This is a genomic window from Flavobacterium sp. MDT1-60, assembly GCF_014844035.1.
In the GTDB taxonomy this organism is placed as follows: Bacteria; Bacteroidota; Bacteroidia; order Flavobacteriales; family Flavobacteriaceae; genus Flavobacterium.
This window is the reverse complement of the sequence record NZ_CP062159.1, coordinates 2,695,907-2,713,102: the sequence shown is the minus strand read 5'-3', so window position 1 is coordinate 2,713,102 and position 17,196 is coordinate 2,695,907. Positions and strand designations below refer to the sequence as shown.

16 protein-coding genes are annotated in these 17,196 nt (G+C 34.2%); 15 read left to right on the top strand and 1 reads right to left on the bottom strand.

Translation table 11 applies throughout. The features are described from left to right. The first annotated feature begins 6 nt into the window (after positions 1–6). The 14 genes from IHE43_RS11605 to IHE43_RS11540 all read left to right on the top strand — a co-directional run bounded on the left by IHE43_RS11605 (position 7) and on the right by IHE43_RS11540 (position 15,159). Entirely contained in the window at positions 7–1,425 is a 1,419-nt protein-coding gene (locus tag IHE43_RS11605) for a TolC family protein (RefSeq protein WP_192188069.1), read from the top strand. Positions 1,426–2,061: 636 nt separating this feature from the next. After that, positions 2,062–2,442, top strand: coding sequence for a DoxX family protein (locus tag IHE43_RS11600; protein ID WP_056192491.1), 381 nt, complete (start codon positions 2,062–2,064; stop codon positions 2,440–2,442). 12 nt (positions 2,443–2,454) lie between these two features. Further along, positions 2,455–2,664 (top strand): hypothetical protein, encoded by a 210-nt coding sequence (locus IHE43_RS11595; protein WP_192188068.1) that lies wholly within the window; start codon positions 2,455–2,457, stop codon positions 2,662–2,664. A 74-nt stretch (positions 2,665–2,738) separates the two neighbouring features. Then, entirely contained in the window at positions 2,739–3,125 is a 387-nt protein-coding gene (locus IHE43_RS11590; RefSeq protein WP_192188067.1) for a VOC family protein, read from the top strand. 9 nt (positions 3,126–3,134) lie between these two features. Continuing rightward, a complete protein-coding gene (locus IHE43_RS11585) occupies positions 3,135–3,644 on the top strand; it encodes a DinB family protein (RefSeq protein ID WP_192188066.1) in 510 nt (169 codons plus the stop codon). Positions 3,645–3,688: 44 nt separating this feature from the next. After that, the gene (locus IHE43_RS11580) at positions 3,689–4,156 is read left to right on the top strand and encodes a DUF1440 domain-containing protein (protein WP_192188065.1); all 468 of its coding nucleotides are present in this window, start codon (positions 3,689–3,691) and stop codon (positions 4,154–4,156) included. Between the two features lie 417 nt (positions 4,157–4,573). Then, a complete protein-coding gene (locus IHE43_RS11575; RefSeq protein WP_192188064.1) occupies positions 4,574–5,653 on the top strand; it encodes a pesticidal protein Cry7Aa in 1,080 nt (359 codons plus the stop codon). Then, positions 5,634–7,904, top strand: coding sequence for a glycosyltransferase (locus IHE43_RS11570; RefSeq protein WP_192188063.1), 2,271 nt, complete (start codon positions 5,634–5,636; stop codon positions 7,902–7,904). Before IHE43_RS11575 ends, IHE43_RS11570 begins: the two co-directional genes overlap by 20 nt. Positions 7,905–8,170: 266 nt before the next feature. Next, on the top strand, positions 8,171–8,935 hold the full coding sequence (locus tag IHE43_RS11565) for an ABC transporter permease (RefSeq protein ID WP_192188062.1): 765 nt from the start codon (positions 8,171–8,173) through the stop codon (positions 8,933–8,935). Beyond that, positions 8,932–9,711 carry an ABC transporter ATP-binding protein gene (locus IHE43_RS11560; protein ID WP_192188061.1) on the top strand — a complete coding sequence of 260 codons (780 nt, stop codon included), beginning with the start codon at positions 8,932–8,934 and terminating at the stop codon, positions 9,709–9,711. The genes IHE43_RS11565 and IHE43_RS11560 overlap by 4 nt, the downstream gene beginning before the upstream one ends. 25 nt (positions 9,712–9,736) lie before the next feature. Continuing rightward, positions 9,737–10,603 (top strand): MlaD family protein, encoded by an 867-nt coding sequence (locus IHE43_RS11555; RefSeq protein ID WP_192188060.1) that lies wholly within the window; start codon positions 9,737–9,739, stop codon positions 10,601–10,603. 18 nt (positions 10,604–10,621) lie between these two features. Beyond that, positions 10,622–13,426 (top strand): AsmA family protein, encoded by a 2,805-nt coding sequence (locus IHE43_RS11550; protein WP_192188059.1) that lies wholly within the window; start codon positions 10,622–10,624, stop codon positions 13,424–13,426. Between the two features lie 6 nt (positions 13,427–13,432). Continuing rightward, positions 13,433–13,963 carry a low affinity iron permease family protein gene (locus IHE43_RS11545; RefSeq protein ID WP_192188058.1) on the top strand — a complete coding sequence of 177 codons (531 nt, stop codon included), beginning with the start codon at positions 13,433–13,435 and terminating at the stop codon, positions 13,961–13,963. Beyond that, positions 13,960–15,159 carry an FAD-binding oxidoreductase gene (locus IHE43_RS11540; protein ID WP_192188057.1) on the top strand — a complete coding sequence of 400 codons (1,200 nt, stop codon included), beginning with the start codon at positions 13,960–13,962 and terminating at the stop codon, positions 15,157–15,159. Before IHE43_RS11545 ends, IHE43_RS11540 begins: the two co-directional genes overlap by 4 nt. Positions 15,160–15,392: 233 nt before the next feature. Here IHE43_RS11540 and IHE43_RS11535 read toward each other — a convergent pair whose 3' ends face one another. After that, positions 15,393–16,427, bottom strand: a complete 1,035-nt coding sequence (locus IHE43_RS11535; protein WP_192188056.1) for an AraC family transcriptional regulator — start codon at positions 16,425–16,427, stop codon at positions 15,393–15,395. Positions 16,428–16,639: 212 nt separating this feature from the next. Here IHE43_RS11535 and IHE43_RS11530 point away from each other — a divergent pair, with 212 nt between their 5' ends. Further along, the gene (locus IHE43_RS11530; RefSeq protein WP_192188055.1) at positions 16,640–17,128 is read left to right on the top strand and encodes a DNA-deoxyinosine glycosylase; all 489 of its coding nucleotides are present in this window, start codon (positions 16,640–16,642) and stop codon (positions 17,126–17,128) included. Positions 17,129–17,196: the final 68 nt, after the last annotated feature.

The window sequence follows — 17,196 nt, the reverse complement described above, 5'->3', positions numbered from 1 at the left end:
TATAAAATGAAAAAGTATATAACCAAAATCGTGATGGTCGCTATTTTGATCACCACATTGATATCCTGTTCTGTTTCGAAGGATATTGAAACTCCAAAAGATGCACTTCCTGAGAATTTCAGGAATGCATCGGTTTCAAAAGATACGACGAGTATTGCCGATTTGGAGTGGAAAAACTTCTTTACAGAAAAAGATATTATCAAGCTTATTGACAGTGCGGTAGTTCGAAATAACGATTTACAAATCGCTACTAAAAACATCGAAATTGCGCAATACCGATTTACACAATCAAAGTGGAACAATGTTCCTCAGATTAATTTGGGTGTTAATGCCAGCACAAGCAATCCGTCAGACAATAGTTTTACAGGAAAAAACCTGGGTCAGGCTTTGGGTCAAAATCATATTAATGATTTTACAGCCGGAGCAACACTTTCATGGGAAGCTGATATTTGGGGGAAAATCAAAAATCAGAAAAAGGGGGCCTTTGCAGAATATCTTCAATCTGAAGAAGTAAAAAAAGCATTGCAAACCACTATTGTTGCCAATGTTTCTAAAGGATATTACAATCTTTTGATGTTGGATGCACAATTAGAAATTGCCAGACAAACTCTAAAACTGAACGATAGCACAACTACTATCATCAAATTGAAATACGATGCAGGACAAGTTACTTCATTGGCTATTCAGCAATCGGAAGCACAGAAATTAAACTCAGCGCAATTGATTCCGTTATTGGAACAAAACATTGCCATTCAGGAAAATGCTTTGAGCGTATTGACAGGATCTTTTCCTGATTCAAAAGAAAGAACGATTCGTTTGAGCACTATAGCTGTAAAAAACAATGCCACTATCGGAATTCCGTCTTCATTAGTAAGCAGAAGACCAGATGTAAAAAGTGCTGAATTGGCTTTAAAAGTAGCCAACGCTAATGTCGGAATCACAAAAGCAGATTTTTATCCTGCACTTAGAATTACAGCACAAGGTGGCGTGAATTCATTCGAAACCAGTAATTGGTTCAATATTCCGGCTTCATTATTCGGAACGGTTGCGGGAGGTTTAACACAACCTTTATTGAACAATAAAAAAGTAAGAACACAATATAATATTGCTGTTGTTGAAAGAGAAAAAGCCGTTATCAATTTCAGACAGTCTGTTTTGGTAGCAGTGAGTGAAGTTGCTGATGCTTTGGTGGCTGTTGAAAAATTACAGCAACAGGAAGCTTTTCTTCAGGAACGTGTTAAAACGTTGCAACAAGCGATTAAAAATGCCAATCTGTTATTTAAAAACGGAATGGCGGAATACCTTGAAGTACTTTCTGCACAAGCCAGTTTATTGCAAAGCGAATTAGAATTAGCTGATATAAAAAGAGCACAACTTTCTGCCAATACCGAGTTATATCGTGCATTGGGCGGTGGTTGGAGATAATACCCGTTTTAATTATTTATTTATTTGAGATGACGCTGTAAGACTTCGGTTTTGCAGCGTTTTTTTTGACTTAACCGCAAGGGACGCAAAGAGGTTACGCTAAGTTCGCAAGGGTTTGTTTTGGATTGTGTTGAAAATGGTACGCGGATGACGCGGATTTGAATGGATTGTCACAGATTTTTTGTTTTTTGTTTTTGTTACATTTTGAGATTTATCGCTATTTTGTCACCCTGAGGAACGAAGGGTCGCACTAGCTGTTCGACAAAGATTGGCGATTTCTACATTGACAAGATTGACGAATTCTGTGTAGAGTTTCGTGTGCGGCCCTTCGTTCCTCAGGGTGACAAAACTTTGTGGTTACTTTATTAAAAAAGCCTCTCGCAGATTTTGCAGATCCAGCAGATTTCTTTCTTCTTGTTTCTTGCCTCTATATTCTATTCTCTATGTTCTATTCTCTTGCTTCTTGCTTCTTGCCTCTATTCTCTTTCAAAATCTAAAATCAACCCTCTAAAATCTAAAATCCTTCAATCTGTCCCAAATGCCCCTAAAATAGTCGTAAATAACTATTCCGTAAGAAAAATAACATTAGTAGATTTGTATAAATAATTAACTAATAACTATTTAAAACAAAACCACATGAAAAAAGCAAAGATTATTTTCTGGATTACTACAACTATTATTTTCTTGTTTGAAGGCGTTATGCCGGCTTTGACTTCTCAGTCTGAAATGGCTAAAGAGGGAATTCGACATTTGGGCTATCCTGAATATTTTGGAAATGCTTTAGTTGTATTCAAAATTTTAGGAGTTTTAATTCTGGTGATTCCATCAATTCCTAAAAACGTAAAAGAATGGGCTTATGCCGGATTTGGTTTTGATTTTATATTTGCCTCTATAAGTCATTTTGCAGTTGACGGCGTTAATTTTCAATCTTTCTTTCCGTTAATCTTTTTAGTGATTTTGGCTATTTCATACCATTACTATCATAAAATAGAACGCTATAAAAATATTGCATTATAAACTTTTAAGACGATGATAGAAGTTTTCAAAACAAATGTTCAGGAAGTCGAACAATCTATTTTGATTGTGGGGAAACTTCTTGAGCATTTTCCAAACAGTGCGATCAATTTTGATTTGGAAGATTGTGATAAAATTCTGCGAATTCATGGCGCTTCCATTTCACATAAAAAAATTATCGAACTTCTTGATTCGTACGGTTTTCATTGCGAAGTACTTTTGTAATAAAAATATAATCATTTGATTTTTAAATATTTAATTATAAATTTGGTTAATCACTAATCATCAAATCATACAAAATGAATATTCCAAAGAATCATCAAACCGTAATGCCATATTTAATTCTAAATGGTGCATTAAACTTTATTGACTTCACAAAAAATGTTTTCAATGCGACCGTGTTACATGCACCTAAATTACGTGATGACGGCACTGCATTACATGCTGAAATTACCATTCACGGAAGTACTATCATGGTAACGGACGCAACTAATGATTGGAAACCACAAACGGCAAACTTATTTGTGTATGTCCCAAATGCCGATGAAAGTTTCAAAAAAGCAATGGAAGAAGGAGCCACAGAATTGATGGGATTAAGTGATCAGGAATATGGCCGTACTTGTGGCGTAACAGATCCTTTTGGAAATGTCTGGTGGATCACATCAGTAAATGAATTCACAATTTAAATCAGAAAAATGAAAACAGCTCTTCAAGCCAACATTGTCGAAACATTCAAAAATTTAAACGAAATTCATTCTAAGTTTTCTGAAGCTGAGCTCAATACCGTTCCTTATCACGGAAGCTGGACGGCAGGACAAACAACGCAGCATATTCTTAAGGCCTGTTCCGGTTATGCCACATTATTTTTAGGAAAAACAGAAAAGACGAACAGAAAGCCAGATCTGTACATTAAAGATATCGAAGCTCTGTTTTTAAACTTCAACATAAAAATGAACTCCCCGGATTATCTACTACCTGAAATTACGGACTACAATAAAAATGAACAAACTCTGGAACTGCTCAATAAAGAATCTGATTTATTGACCTTGGCCGAAATCCATAATTTAACATTAACTTGCCTTGATTTTCAAGTTCCCGGATTTGAAAAGTTTACCATTTTAGAATGGATTTCTTTCGCACTCATTCATACCCAACGACATACCAAACAATTAAATGATATTTTTAAGATGTTAACTAAAGTGTAATATAAAACCAACCTTTCCATAACCAAACCTCAAAACCACAATATATGAAATCAAAAAACGGAACAATATTTTTATCTGGTTTAATTGCCGGCACACTCGACATACTTGCAGCTCTTATTATTTATTCGGTTATTTTGCAAAAAACAACTGCCATTAAAATCCTGCAATCCATTGCTTCAGGAATATTTAAAAAAGATGCTTATACTGGTGGTTCGCAAATGGCATTGTATGGCTTACTATTACATTATTTTATAGCGCTTACCTTTGCCTGGTTTTATTTTACGATTTATCCGTATTTTAATTTTCTAAAAAAGAATACCTTACTATCAGGGATTTTATACGGAATTTTTGTCTGGATCATAATGAATCTAGTGGTTTTGCCAACGGTATTTCCAGCCCTTCCGGAAAAAAATCTTGACTTCCCTTTAATTTTATCCATATTGATTTTAATTTTTTGCATCGGAATTCCTATTGCCTTTATTACAAGAAAACATTATTCGTTTCATCGTTAGAAGTTTTTAGTCTCAGTCTCAGTTTTCAGTTACAGTGTCAATTGCAGTTCAACATTGAAAAGTACAACGTGAAACTGACGAGTGAAAACTGTGACTGAAAACTGAGACTGTGACTGAAAAACTGTGACTGAGACCAAAACCTGAAGCTTAAAACTTACAGAAACAAAACTTTTAATACCTAAAAAAAGCGAAACTAATAATCTGGTTTCGCTTTTTTATGAATAGTATAAAAGGGTCATACATTAACGTTAATTTATCACTGCAACACCTTATAAACCAGTTTTTTGCATTAATTTTATAATCCCCCACTTCTTATTACATAATTCCCACATCAATCCTTTTGAGTCAATTTTTTGATCGATTGGATCAATTGAGCCTGTATTCGTAAAGTAATTTTAGCAAAATAAAATTTAAGAGATGGAATTGGCAGTAACGCAAAGTTTAATTGCAAGAAAACACGGTGTAATTTTAGAAAAAACAGAAAGAGCATTTGAAGAATTAGGCGTTTTAAATCCTGCCATTTATCAGGATGGGAATACAGTTCATATGTTTTACAGAGCTGCTAAAAGGGGAAATTTTTCAACAATAGGATATTGCCGTTTTGAAGGTCCGACGACTTTAGTCGAAAGACATAAAGAGCCCATTTTTGTACCAGAATATATTTATGAAATTCATGGGGTTGAAGATCCTCGTATCACCAAGATTGATGATACTTTTTATATGACTTATGTTACATATGATGGTATAAATGCTAGTGGTGCACTGGCGACATCAAAAGACCTGATTAAGTTTAAAAAGAAAGGAATTATAACGCCAAAGTTCATATTACATGAATTTACAAACTTTATTAGAAATCATTTACAAAATCCAAGTATTGCAAAAATACTGGCTGTTAACACCGCACGAAATTATCCGTTAACGGAAACAATGAAAGAGCATTTATTGGTTTGGGATAAAAATGTAGTGCTTTTTCCGAAGAAAATAAATGGAAAATTTGTGGGTTTACACCGATTATTTCCATCCATACAAATTTTTTCCTATGAGAAAAAAAGTGAATTGACACCAGAATACTGGAAAGAATACTTGAAAAACCTGCCAGATCATATTGTAATGGAGCCAAAATACGATCATGAAACAAGTCATATTGGTCCGGGTGCTCCTCCAATAGAAACAGAAGATGGCTGGTTATTGATTTATCATTCAGCAGAAAAAAGAGAAAAAGGATTGGTTTATCATGCTTCGGCAGCTTTATTAGACCTTGAAAATCCGCAAAAAGTTTTGGCCCGATTGCCAAATCCCATTATCACACCTGCAGAACATTATGAACGACACGGTTATGTAAATTATGTGATTTTCCCAACAGGAACAGCCATTTTTGATGACCAATTATATATTTATTACGGTGCCGCCGATGACAAGATTGCGGTGGCTTCTTTGAACCTTAACGACTTATTAACGGAACTAAAACAGAATCCCAATGAAAACGATATCAAATAAATCGAAAATAGTTTTTCTATCTACGTTTCCACCAACTCAATGTGGAATAGCTACTTACACGCAGGATACCATTAAAGGAATTACAGATGTCTTTGGTAAATCAGTAACTTGTGAAATTTGTGAATTGGTCAATGAGCCAAAAGCAAAACCAACACAGGCCTTTACCTTAAACACAAAAGATAAAGTGGAATATGCTAAAGTTGCCGAACAAATCAATAATGACAAATCGGTAAAATTGGTTCATATTCAACATGAATTTGGTTTATTTGGAGGAAATTATGGCGATTATTTGCTGAACTTTTTAAACGTAATCAAAAAACCGCTTACTTATACATTTCATTCTGTTATTCAAAATCCGAATAATGAATTGAAAACTTTTGTGAAATTATTGTTGAGCTACAGCAATTCGGTTTTTGTAATGACCAATCAGTCAAAACAAATTTTGATGAGAGATTACGACATCGACGAAAAAATAATTACTTGCGTCCCACATGGAACTCACATTGTAATTTATGAAGCTCCGGATCAGGCAAAACAAAAATTCGATATTCAGGACAGAAAAGTGCTCTCGACTTTTGGACTTTTGGGTGAAGGAAAAAATATTGAAACGGGACTTCAGGCTTTACCGAAAATCATCGAAAAAGAGCCAAACGTATTGTATTTAATTATTGGAAAAACACATCCAAATTTAATAAAAGACGGTGTTGACACTTATCGCGATAAATTGGAAGGCATAGTTGAAGATCTTAATTTAAAAGACAATGTCCGTTTTATAAATCAATATCTGGATACCAATGAACTTTTGGATTATCTGAAAGCAACTGATGTTTATCTTTTTACTTCAAAAGATCCAAATCAGGCAGTAAGTGGCACTTTTTCTTATGCAATGAGTTGTGCTTGTCCAATGGTGGCGTCAAAAATCCCGCATACTTTAGAAGTTTTAACTTCAGATTGTGGAATTCTGGTTGATATTGGAAACGTAGACCAATTTTCAAAAGCAACTATCAAATTGCTTTCAGATGATAATTTGAGGCGAGAAATGGGAATTAACGCGTTTACAAAAACACGTGCTTCTTCTTGGGAAAATGTAGCAATTATACACATGAACACTTATAAAACTTTAATGGAGAATACTGCTGAAATTAAATTCAGCTATCCTTCAATTCAGTTAAGACACATCAAAAAATTAACTACAGATTTAGGAATTATTCAATTTAGTAAAATCTCGATTCCTGATCTTTCTTCAGGATATACTTTAGACGATAATGCCCGTGCTTTAATAGCTTTTTGTATGCATTATAAACTGACAAAAGATAAAGATGATTTACCTTATATTCTAATTTATCTGGACTTCATTGAACGTTGTCAAAAACCAAAAGGTAATTTTATCAATTATGTAGATCAGGAAAACAGAGAACATATTGAACAAAATGCCGAAGTAAACTTAGAAGATTCAAACGCAAGAGCTTTATGGGCATTAGGAACTGTGGTTTCAAACGCTGATATTCTGCCGGAAGCCATTTCTAAAAAAGCGTCAAAAGTTTTATTGAATTCATTAAAGTGGGCCGAAACAATTCAGTCGCCACGTTCAATTGGTTTTGCTACAAAAGGGCTTTATTTATACCATACCGCTGTTCCAAATTTATATGTTGCAGCGATTATCAATAAACTGAATGCAAAATTGCTTTCTAATTATGAAATTCATGCTTCGAGTGATTGGAAATGGTTTGAAAATTATATGACGTACGGAAATGGAATTTTACCAGAATCAATGTTGTTTGCTTATTTAGTAACCAACAAGCCAATCTACAAAAAAGTAGCCATGGATTCATTGGATTTCTTAATGTCGAAAATGTTTGTCAATAAAAATTTCAAAGTAATTTCGAATAACGGATGGCTGCACAAAGGTGAAGAGCCAAAAGAATACGGTGAACAACCAATTGATGTTGCATACACCATTCATACTCTGAATTCATTTTACGACGCTTTTGGAACACCAGAATACAAACATAAAATGAAAACAGCCTTTAACTGGTTTTTAGGAAAAAATCACCTGAATCAAATTATGTATAATCCTGTAAGTGGTGGTGGTTATGACGGACTTGAAAAAGAGAACGTAAATTTAAATCAGGGTGCAGAATCAACAGTATGTTATTTAACATCCAGACTGTTAATGGAAAATCTTAAATTATCTGATACGAAAGTAATTCCGTTACTGAAATCAAATTCAGGTGTAGCAATTAACTTGTAAAAATAATAGCTATAATAAAACTGGCCAAACGCTATAAACCCAGGAAATCCCTTTTTTTTAAGGGATTTTTTGTTTTATAAAACTGTACTTAACGCTTCTTCTTTAAAATTATTGTGTCTTACAATGTTAATTATATAAACTTCCTAAAAAGTTCTGTAATAGTTTTCCTTTCGTTATAAAATACCTTTAATACTTGATAATCAAGACATAGTCGATTTTATAAAGAGTTGATATTTAAAGGTTTTCAAACAAAACTAAAACATAATATGATTTTCACTTTAAAAAATACATTCAACGAAATTGGAAGTGCAACTTTGTTTGCAAAGCAGTTTTTTAAGGAGGTTTTCGTTCCTCCGTATGAAGCCAAAGAGTTTTTGAAGCAATGTTACCTCATTGGATATAAATCATTGCCTTTGGTGGCGATAACTGGTTTTATTATGGGTTTAGTACTTACGCTGCAATCAAGACCAACATTGGTTAAATTCGGGGCAGAATCCTGGTTGCCAGGAATGGTAGCACTTTCGCTGATAAGAGAAATCGCTCCGGTAATCACAGCTTTGATCTGTGCGGGGAAAATTTCATCAGGAATTGGGGCCGAATTAGGTTCAATGAAAGTTACAGAACAAATTGATGCCATGGAAGTTTCAGCAATCAATCCTTATAATTACTTGGTTGTAACCCGAATTTTAGCCTGTACTTTAATGGTTCCGGTATTGGTGTTTTTTGCCGATGCTATTGGAATTTTAGGAGGTTATATTGGTGTTAATATTCATGGTGATGTCAATTTCTACCGTTATATGACCCAAATTTTCCAGTCCCTTGAGTTTTTAGACTTATTTCCAGCCACAATCAAAACATTCTTCTTCGGATTTTTTATTGGAATGATTGGATGCTATAAAGGATTTAATGCTGCAAATGGAACGGAGGGTGTGGGTAAAGCAGCAAATTCTGCAGTAGTAACGGCATCTTTAGCCATTTTTATTCTTGATATGGTCGCAGTTCAAATAACTGATTTATTCTTTATACAATGATTAAAGAGAAAGAAAATATAGAACCAAAAACAAAAGAAAAAGCAAAAACTCCGATGATTGAGATCAGGGATTTGTACAAAACTTTTGGTAAAGACAATAAGGTCCTGCAAGGCGTAAATCTGACCGTAAATAAAGGTGAAGATTTAGTGATTTTGGGTCGTTCCGGTTCCGGAAAATCGGTTACGATCAAATGTATTGTCGGCTTGATTGAGCCTGATAAAGGTGAAATTAAAGTGTTTGATGAAAATGTTTTAAATCTGACAAAAAAAGAATTAAACGAAATCAGAGTCCGAATTGGGTTCCTATTTCAAAGCGGCGCTTTATACGATTCGATGTCGGTTAGGGAAAATCTGGCCTTTACTTTAAGAAAGCACAAAAGTGAGTTGACAGCCGAAGAAGTTGAAAGTGAAGTAATAGAAGCATTAGATAACGTTGGTTTAGCTGATGCCATTGACAAAATGCCATCTGAATTATCCGGAGGAATGCAGAAAAGAATTGGCCTTGCCAGAACTTTAATTTTAAAACCGGAAATTATTTTATACGATGAACCTACAACAGGTTTAGATACGATAACATCGAGAGAAATCAGCGAATTAATTTTAGATATCAAACACAAGCAAAAAACAACATCAATCATCATAACACACGATATGGCCTGCGCAAAACTTACCGCCGATCGCATTATGGTTTTGAAAGACGGAAAAATACACGCTGAAGGAACATACGAAGAACTAGAAAAAGACGAAGACGAATGGGTTCGTTCTTTTTTCGAATAAACCAAAAAATAAACTATTAGAAATCATGGAGAAGCAATCTGGATATACTTGGAAATTAGGAATGTTTGTAACAATAGGCTTACTGCTTTTTATACTGGCCGTTTACTTTATTGGAAAACAAAAAAACCTTTTTGGCTCAACATTCAACATTACCTCGCAATTTAAAACCGTGAGCGGTCTGGAGGTTGGAAACAATGTACGTTTTTCAGGAATTAATATCGGAACGGTCGAAGAAATCAGGTTAATAAACGATTCTTCGGTTGTCGTTTCAATGGTGATAAAAGATGAAGTTCGCGAATTTATCAAAACAGATGCCCGTACCAGTATTGGTTCTGACGGATTAATGGGCGATAAAGTTTTAACCATTTCTCCGGGTGTAAAATCAACTAAAATAATAGAAAATGGAGGGCAATTGGCTTCTCTTAAGGGAATCGAAATGAATGACATTATGAAAAGTGTTAAAAAAAGCATGGATAATGTTGGTGTAATATCTGAGGAATTAGCGGTTTTCAGTCATAATATGAACCACGGAAATGGAGCTTTGGCAAGACTGGTTCGTGACGATAAAATGGCAAGCAGCGTTAGCAATACACTTTCAAATCTGGAATCCGGAACAAAAGGTTTTAGTGAAAACATGGAAGCCGCTAAAAGTAATTTCCTTTTAAAAGGATATTTCAAGAAAAAAGAAAAGCAAAAGGAAAAAGCAAAAGAAGAGGCTGAGGAGCAGAAGGAAGAACAAGCTGAAAAACTTGAAAAAGCCAATAAAGAAAAAGAAGAAAAGGCTAAAGAGGAAAAGGAAAAAGAAGAAAAAGCGAAGGAAGAAAAAGCTAAAGAAGAAAAGAAAAAGCTGGAAAAGCAAAAAGAAGAAGAGGCTAAAAAAGCCAAATCATAAACTTTTGAAAATAATGTTATGAAAGCCACGTACAAAAATATAAGCCTTAAAATTTTAAAAGTTACAGGAGTAGTAATAGCAGGAATTTTGCTATTACTATTTTTGATTCCGATGCTTTTTCCCGGCAAGGTGGCAGCAGAAGTAAAGAAAATTGCTAACGAACGTCTGGATACGAAAATGGAATTTTCGAAATCCAGACTTTCCTTTTTTACTCATTTCCCGTCATTAACCGTTTCTCTTGACGATTTGTCGATGACAGGATCGGCACCATTTGGAAATGATACTTTGATTAAGGCAGAACAAGTAGCATTTGGAATCAACCTTAAAAGATTACTTTTTGATAACGAAGTAAAAATCAACAAACTATACGTATCAAAAGCCCTGATCAATATAATGGTCAACCAGAAAGGTCAGGCCAATTATAATATTTATGTTTCTCCGGATAAAAATAAAAGTGATAAATCCGAAGAAGGAACTGCTATTCGACTAGAGCGTATTGACTTAGAAGACTGCCGTGTAAAATACAATGACCGTTCCGCCAAAATTCTGGTAGATGCGCACGGATTTAATTATGTGGGAAAAGGTAATTTGAGCGAAGATATTTTTGATTTAAATACCGATGCACAAATTGATAAACTGGATTTTTATTACAAAAAAACAGGTTATTTAAGAAGAAAAGCAGTTCATGCTGATTTAATTACAAGAATCAATACGAACGCACTTTCATTTATTCTTCGAAAAAATGAATTGCAAATTAACAAACTGCCGCTAAAATTCACAGGGCTTTTAACCATTTTAAGAGATGGTTATAAAATTAATATTCAGGCTGCTTCTGAAAATACAACTGTAAAAGATTTATTATCGGTTATGCCTCCCGAATATCTGACGTGGCTGGAAGAAACTGAAATTTCTGGCCGAAGCGATTTGCTTTTCACTTTTAAAGGAGATTATAATGTGGCGAAAAAACTAAAACCCAACTTAGCTTTCGACTTAAAAATAGACGGAGGCGCCATAAATTATCAAAACGCCCCAGTTCCGTTAACAGATTTCCAAATGGATTTGAAAGCCATGCTCCCCTCACTCGATATAGAACAATTAAAAATAAATCTTCAGAACTTAAAATTTAAAGTAGGCGAAAAAGATTATTTTAATGCCTATCTGTACAGTAAAGGATATACTGAAATGACGGTCGATGCGGGTGTAAAAGGCGCTCTGGATCTTGCCGTGGTTGACGCAGCTATAGGTTTAAATACTGTTGAATTAAAAGGTCTTTTAAAAACCGATATTAAGGCAAAAGGTCTTTTTAGCACGTCAAAAAAACTTTTCCCGCAGACTATCGGAGGTATTTCACTTCACAATGGCTGGCTTAAAACGGACTCCTACCCTAACCCAATTAGCGACATTACATTTGTCGCTAACGTACTCAACAAAGCAGGAACTTTTCAAGATTTGATTGTGGCGGTTGCTCCGGCTTCCTTTGTTTTTGAAGGAAATCCAATGTACGTCAATGCAACGTTATCAGATTATGGGAATTTAGCTTATAATGCAAAAATAAAAGGCGAACTAAACGTAGGCCGAATCTATCAGGTATTTTCTAAAAAAGGAGTTGATGTTACAGGTTATGCAAAAGCAGATCTTTCGCTAAAAGGAAGACAAAGTTATGCAACAACCGGACAATATGATAAACTGGACAACAGGGGAACTTTAATCCTGAAAAATATAAAAGCAACCTCAGAACTTTTTCCGAAAGCTTTCTTTATCAAACAAGGAAATTTCCGTTTTCAGAATGAAAAAATGTGGTTTGAAAAATTCAATGCCACTTATGGAAAATCTGATTTTGATATTAACGGATATCTTTTAAATACCATAAATTACTTTCTGGAATCGCATGGAACTTTGAACGGAAACTTCAACATGAAATCAAAATTGATTAATGTGGATGAATTTATGGCACTTGAAAAAGGCGAAAATAAAGACCGAAATATTGAAGTAGAATACGCTAAAGAAGATCATCCAAAAATGAGCGGTGTTGTCATTATTCCGAAAAACTTAAACGTAGTGCTTACTACAAATGCTGATAAAGTTGAATATAATGGGCTCACTTTAAATAAACTTGCCGGTAAATTAGGCATTGCAAAAGGCAGTTTCTTTTTAGAAAATACCACTTTTAATATTATTGATTGTATTTTAGGAGTCAACGCTTCTTATAAAGACGAAACACCAGCATCTGCCCATTTTGATGCTCATTTTACAGCCAAAGAGTTTAGCATACAAAGAGCGTACAAAGAAATCCCTATGTTTCGTGAAATGGTTTCTGCAGCCGAAAAAGCACAGGGTATTATTTCTGTTGATTATACCGTTAAAGGAGATTTAAACGGAAATATGGGACCAATATATGAATCTCTTGAAGGTGGCGGGACTATAAATTTACGTGATGTTCAGGTTAAAGGTCTTAAATTATTTGACGGAATTAGTTCGCAAACAGGGCAAAAGGGTTTAAACAACCCTGATATGAAAGGAATTGAAATTATATCGACAATTGATAATAATTTAATTCATATTGAGCCCTTTACCTTTAGCGTAGCGAGTTTTAGACCGACCATAAAAGGCACAACAAGTTTTGACGGGTTATTAGATTTAAGAATGCGATTAGGGCTTCCGCCTTTTGGAATTGTCGGATTTCCTATTGTTATTACGGGAACGCATGAAGAACCGAAAATCAAAATTTTCAGTAAAACAGGACAAAAAATATACGATGCCATATATGACGAAAAAAATAACAGGGTTGTTCGGGAAGAAAAAGTAAGCAAACGAAAAAGTTAAGAAAAAATGGAAAAGAAAAAATCAAAAGGCAATAGTGCCTTCGAAGAATTTGCAACCAAAGTTTCAAAAGCTGCAGGGAGTACAACTGCGTTTATTGGTGCTTTTTTAATTGTCGTTGCATGGGCAGTTTCCGGTCCAATTTTCAATTATTCCGAGACCTGGCAATTGGTAATCAATACGGGAACTACGATTATTACTTTCCTGATGGTTTTTTTAATTCAGAAAGCGCAAAATAAAGATTCACTTGCCATTCAGTTGAAGTTAAACGAATTAGTTGCTTCAAGTGAATATTCAAGCAACAGTTTGGTTGATATTGAAAGTATGACCGAAGAAGAAATGATTATTGTTCAGAAATATTATCAAAGGCTGAGTGAATTAGCTAAAAAAGAGGAAAGCATCAGAATTTCTCATTCTATTGGCGAAGCATACGATCAGCACGAAAGAAAAGGTAAAAACAGAATCCAGCAAAAATCTGCTAAGAAACCTGCTGAATCTACAAAAACTATTAAAGCTGCAAAAAAAACAAATAAGAAATGAAACTCCGGTCAACAGAAACCTTCTGGCCTTTAAAAAGCGCCATGACCTACAGTTATCCGTCGATCGACCAAGATTTAAACACTGAAATTTTAATTATTGGCGGCGGTATAACGGGCGCGCTTATTGCGTATAAATTAATAAATGAAGGTAAAAAAGTGGTACTTGCAGACCGACGTGACATCTGTAACGGAAGTACGGCAGCAAGCACTGCATTGCTTCAATATGAAATTGATGTTCCCTTGCATGAACTCATTAAAATTAGAGGTGAAGAATGCGCCGTTGATAGTTATAAAAATGGAAAACAAGCCATTTTTGATTTGCGAACTATAATAGATGAGATTAAAAGCGATTGTCAGTTTGAATTCAAAAAAAGTATCTATTATTGTTCTTTTAAAAAAGACATTCCCTTTTTAAAACACGAATTCAAAGCCCGAAAACAGTTTGGTTTTAATGTCAATTGGCTTGAAGAATCAGACTTAAAACAAATGGGGTTAAACGCTATGGCAGCCATCGAATCGAATACGGCCGCAGTTATGGATCCGTATGCTTTGGCAAATGATTTATTGCATTATTGCCAACAAAAAGGAATGCAGATTTTTGACCGAACTAATATTACTTCCATTCAAAATCAAAAAACAAAACTTATTGCCCATACCGAAAGCAAGCATCTTATTACCGCAAATCATATTATACATTGCAGCGGTTATGAAAGTACCGAAACACTAACAGAAAAAGTCGTAGATCTTAAAAGTACTTACGTTATTGCTTCTGAAGCCTTACCGGAAATTCCAAATTCTTTTAAAAACGCTATTTTTTGGGATACAGGCGCACCTTATTTTTATTTTAGAGCTACATCAGATAACCGAATTATTATGGGAGGCGGTGACGAGGAATTTAAAGACCCTAAAAGAAGAGATAAAATATTGCCTAAAAAAGAACAAATGCTTTTAAGACAATTCCAAAAAAAATTCCCTAATATAAATTTTAAAATAGATTATTCCTGGGCCGGAACTTTTGGAGAAACACAAGACGGACTACCTTATTTTGGAAAACCAAATCCAGACAAAAACGAACATTATGTTTTAGGCTTTGGCGGGAACGGAATTACATTTAGCGTTCTGGGAATGAATTCTATTATGGATTCGATTAATAATAAAAAGAATAAGGATTTGGAGTATTATAGGTTTGGACGTTGATTTTAGGTTCAAAGGAGCAAAGGTTCAAAGGGACAAAGGTCTTTTTCGCTTCGCTCCTTCTTATGAAAATGAGTGCCCTAGCCCTGATAGGAGCGGTATCCTTTTATGGTCTCGTTTGGAGAACGAGACCATAAAAGATACAAGCGGATAGCAGGTATCAGCTCCTAAAAAAACTAAAAACCTAATAATTAAGACCTCTGTCCCTTTGAACCTTTGCTCCTTTGAACCTGCAATTACGCAGTAATCGCCAAAGGATTCAAATTAAATTTATACTCTTTTGGACTACAATTAAATTTTTGTTTGAAGATTTTTGAGAAGTAACTTCTGCTTGTAAAACCAATGCAATATACGATTTCAGATATATTTAAGTCGGAAGTTCTGATTAACAATTCGGCTTTTAAAACTCTCATATGTGTAATATAATCGTTTACGGTGCGATTGTGAATCATTTTAAAACCTTCCTGTAATTTATTAGGAGACAAACCTGATTTTTTGCTTAATGATTTAATGGTGAAAGGTTCTTCCGGAGAATTTTTTATAAATTCTGAAAGCTCTTTTATTTGTTCCATTTCTTTCAAGGTCAAACAATTTGCATCTTTTGAAAAAGCATTTAAATCGTCAGTATGTTGTTGAATTTCCATTGCCAGGATAATTCTTAAAATACCTTCTTTAAGCAATTTTCTAACAATTCCGGTTTGTGATACAGCATTTAATTGTTCAATTTTTTCAGCAATTTGAAGATTGTATGAGCCTAAATAAAAGAAATCTTCGTCATTATTATTTTCAAAAAAGGTCTCTTTTACTTTATCACTCAAAGAATTATCCAGAGCATAAAGTTGGTTATCAGCAGCCTGAGTTCCAACAATAATTAACGTGAATTTTGTATTCTTATCTTTCTCAAAAAACAAAACAGTATCCTGATTTACTTTTGAGGTTGCAATGGCGGTCTGAAAAGTTTTAAACTTTCTTTCTTCGCCCAAAACACCAAAACTATGCGACAAGCTTCCCTGAGAACAATACGCAAAATAAATTGGCGCCGATTGTACATTAGTAATATCAATTCGAACATCAACAGCAAAATTCAAGTCGAATTGCACATACGAAATGTTGTCATTAAAAGAAGCTCCAATAATAGATCCTCTGCCAGTACTATTATTAATTTCTAAAGTAAATTCATCTAAATCAGAAGTTACTTTTCCTCCTAAATTAGAGTGTAACTGTTCAAAAATAGCATTAATTTTTTCTGTATTAATAGTAACTGTTTTCATTTTGCTTGTAATTAAAATTGAGATTCTACGTTTATAGATTTCCAATAAAAACGAATTCTTGTAAGGTAGCAGAACTCTAAAAATCTAAGATTCAAAGTTCGTCACACAATACCCAAATGTGTTATACAATTTTTCGTTTTTGTTTTATAATTCCCTATAAATGACTATTTTAACATTTATTAATTTTGAATTACATCACAATCTTAAAAAGCATGAAAAGTTTTTCATTCGCCCCAATCACTTCGCAAGATGCTAACATTTTGATTTTAGGCACAATGCCCGGAGCAAAATCGTTAGAACTGAATCAGTATTACGGACACAATCAGAATAATTTCTGGAAATTTATGTTTCTTATTCTACAAGAAGATTTCTCAAATGATTACCAAACCCGAAAAGTATTGTTGCAAAAAAACAATATTGCGCTATGGGATGTACTTCAGTTCTGCGATCGCATAGGAAGTTTAGACAGTGCCATAAAAAACGAAATAGCCAATGATTTTGAAACGTTTTTAGAAGAACATCCAAATATAAAAACCATCCTTTTCAACGGTCAAAAAGCCGCTGCCTTCTTTAAAAAATATGTTCCTCTAAAAAAAGAGTATCGCCTGATAACATTACCATCAACAAGTCCCGCAAACGCAGGAAAATCGTTTCAATCAAAACTGGAAGAATGGGAAAAAGCTGTAAGCAATAAGCTTTAGGCAATAAGCTTTAGGCAGTAAGCTTTAGGCGATAGCCTTTAAGCTTTTCTCTTGCCTCTTTGTTCTTG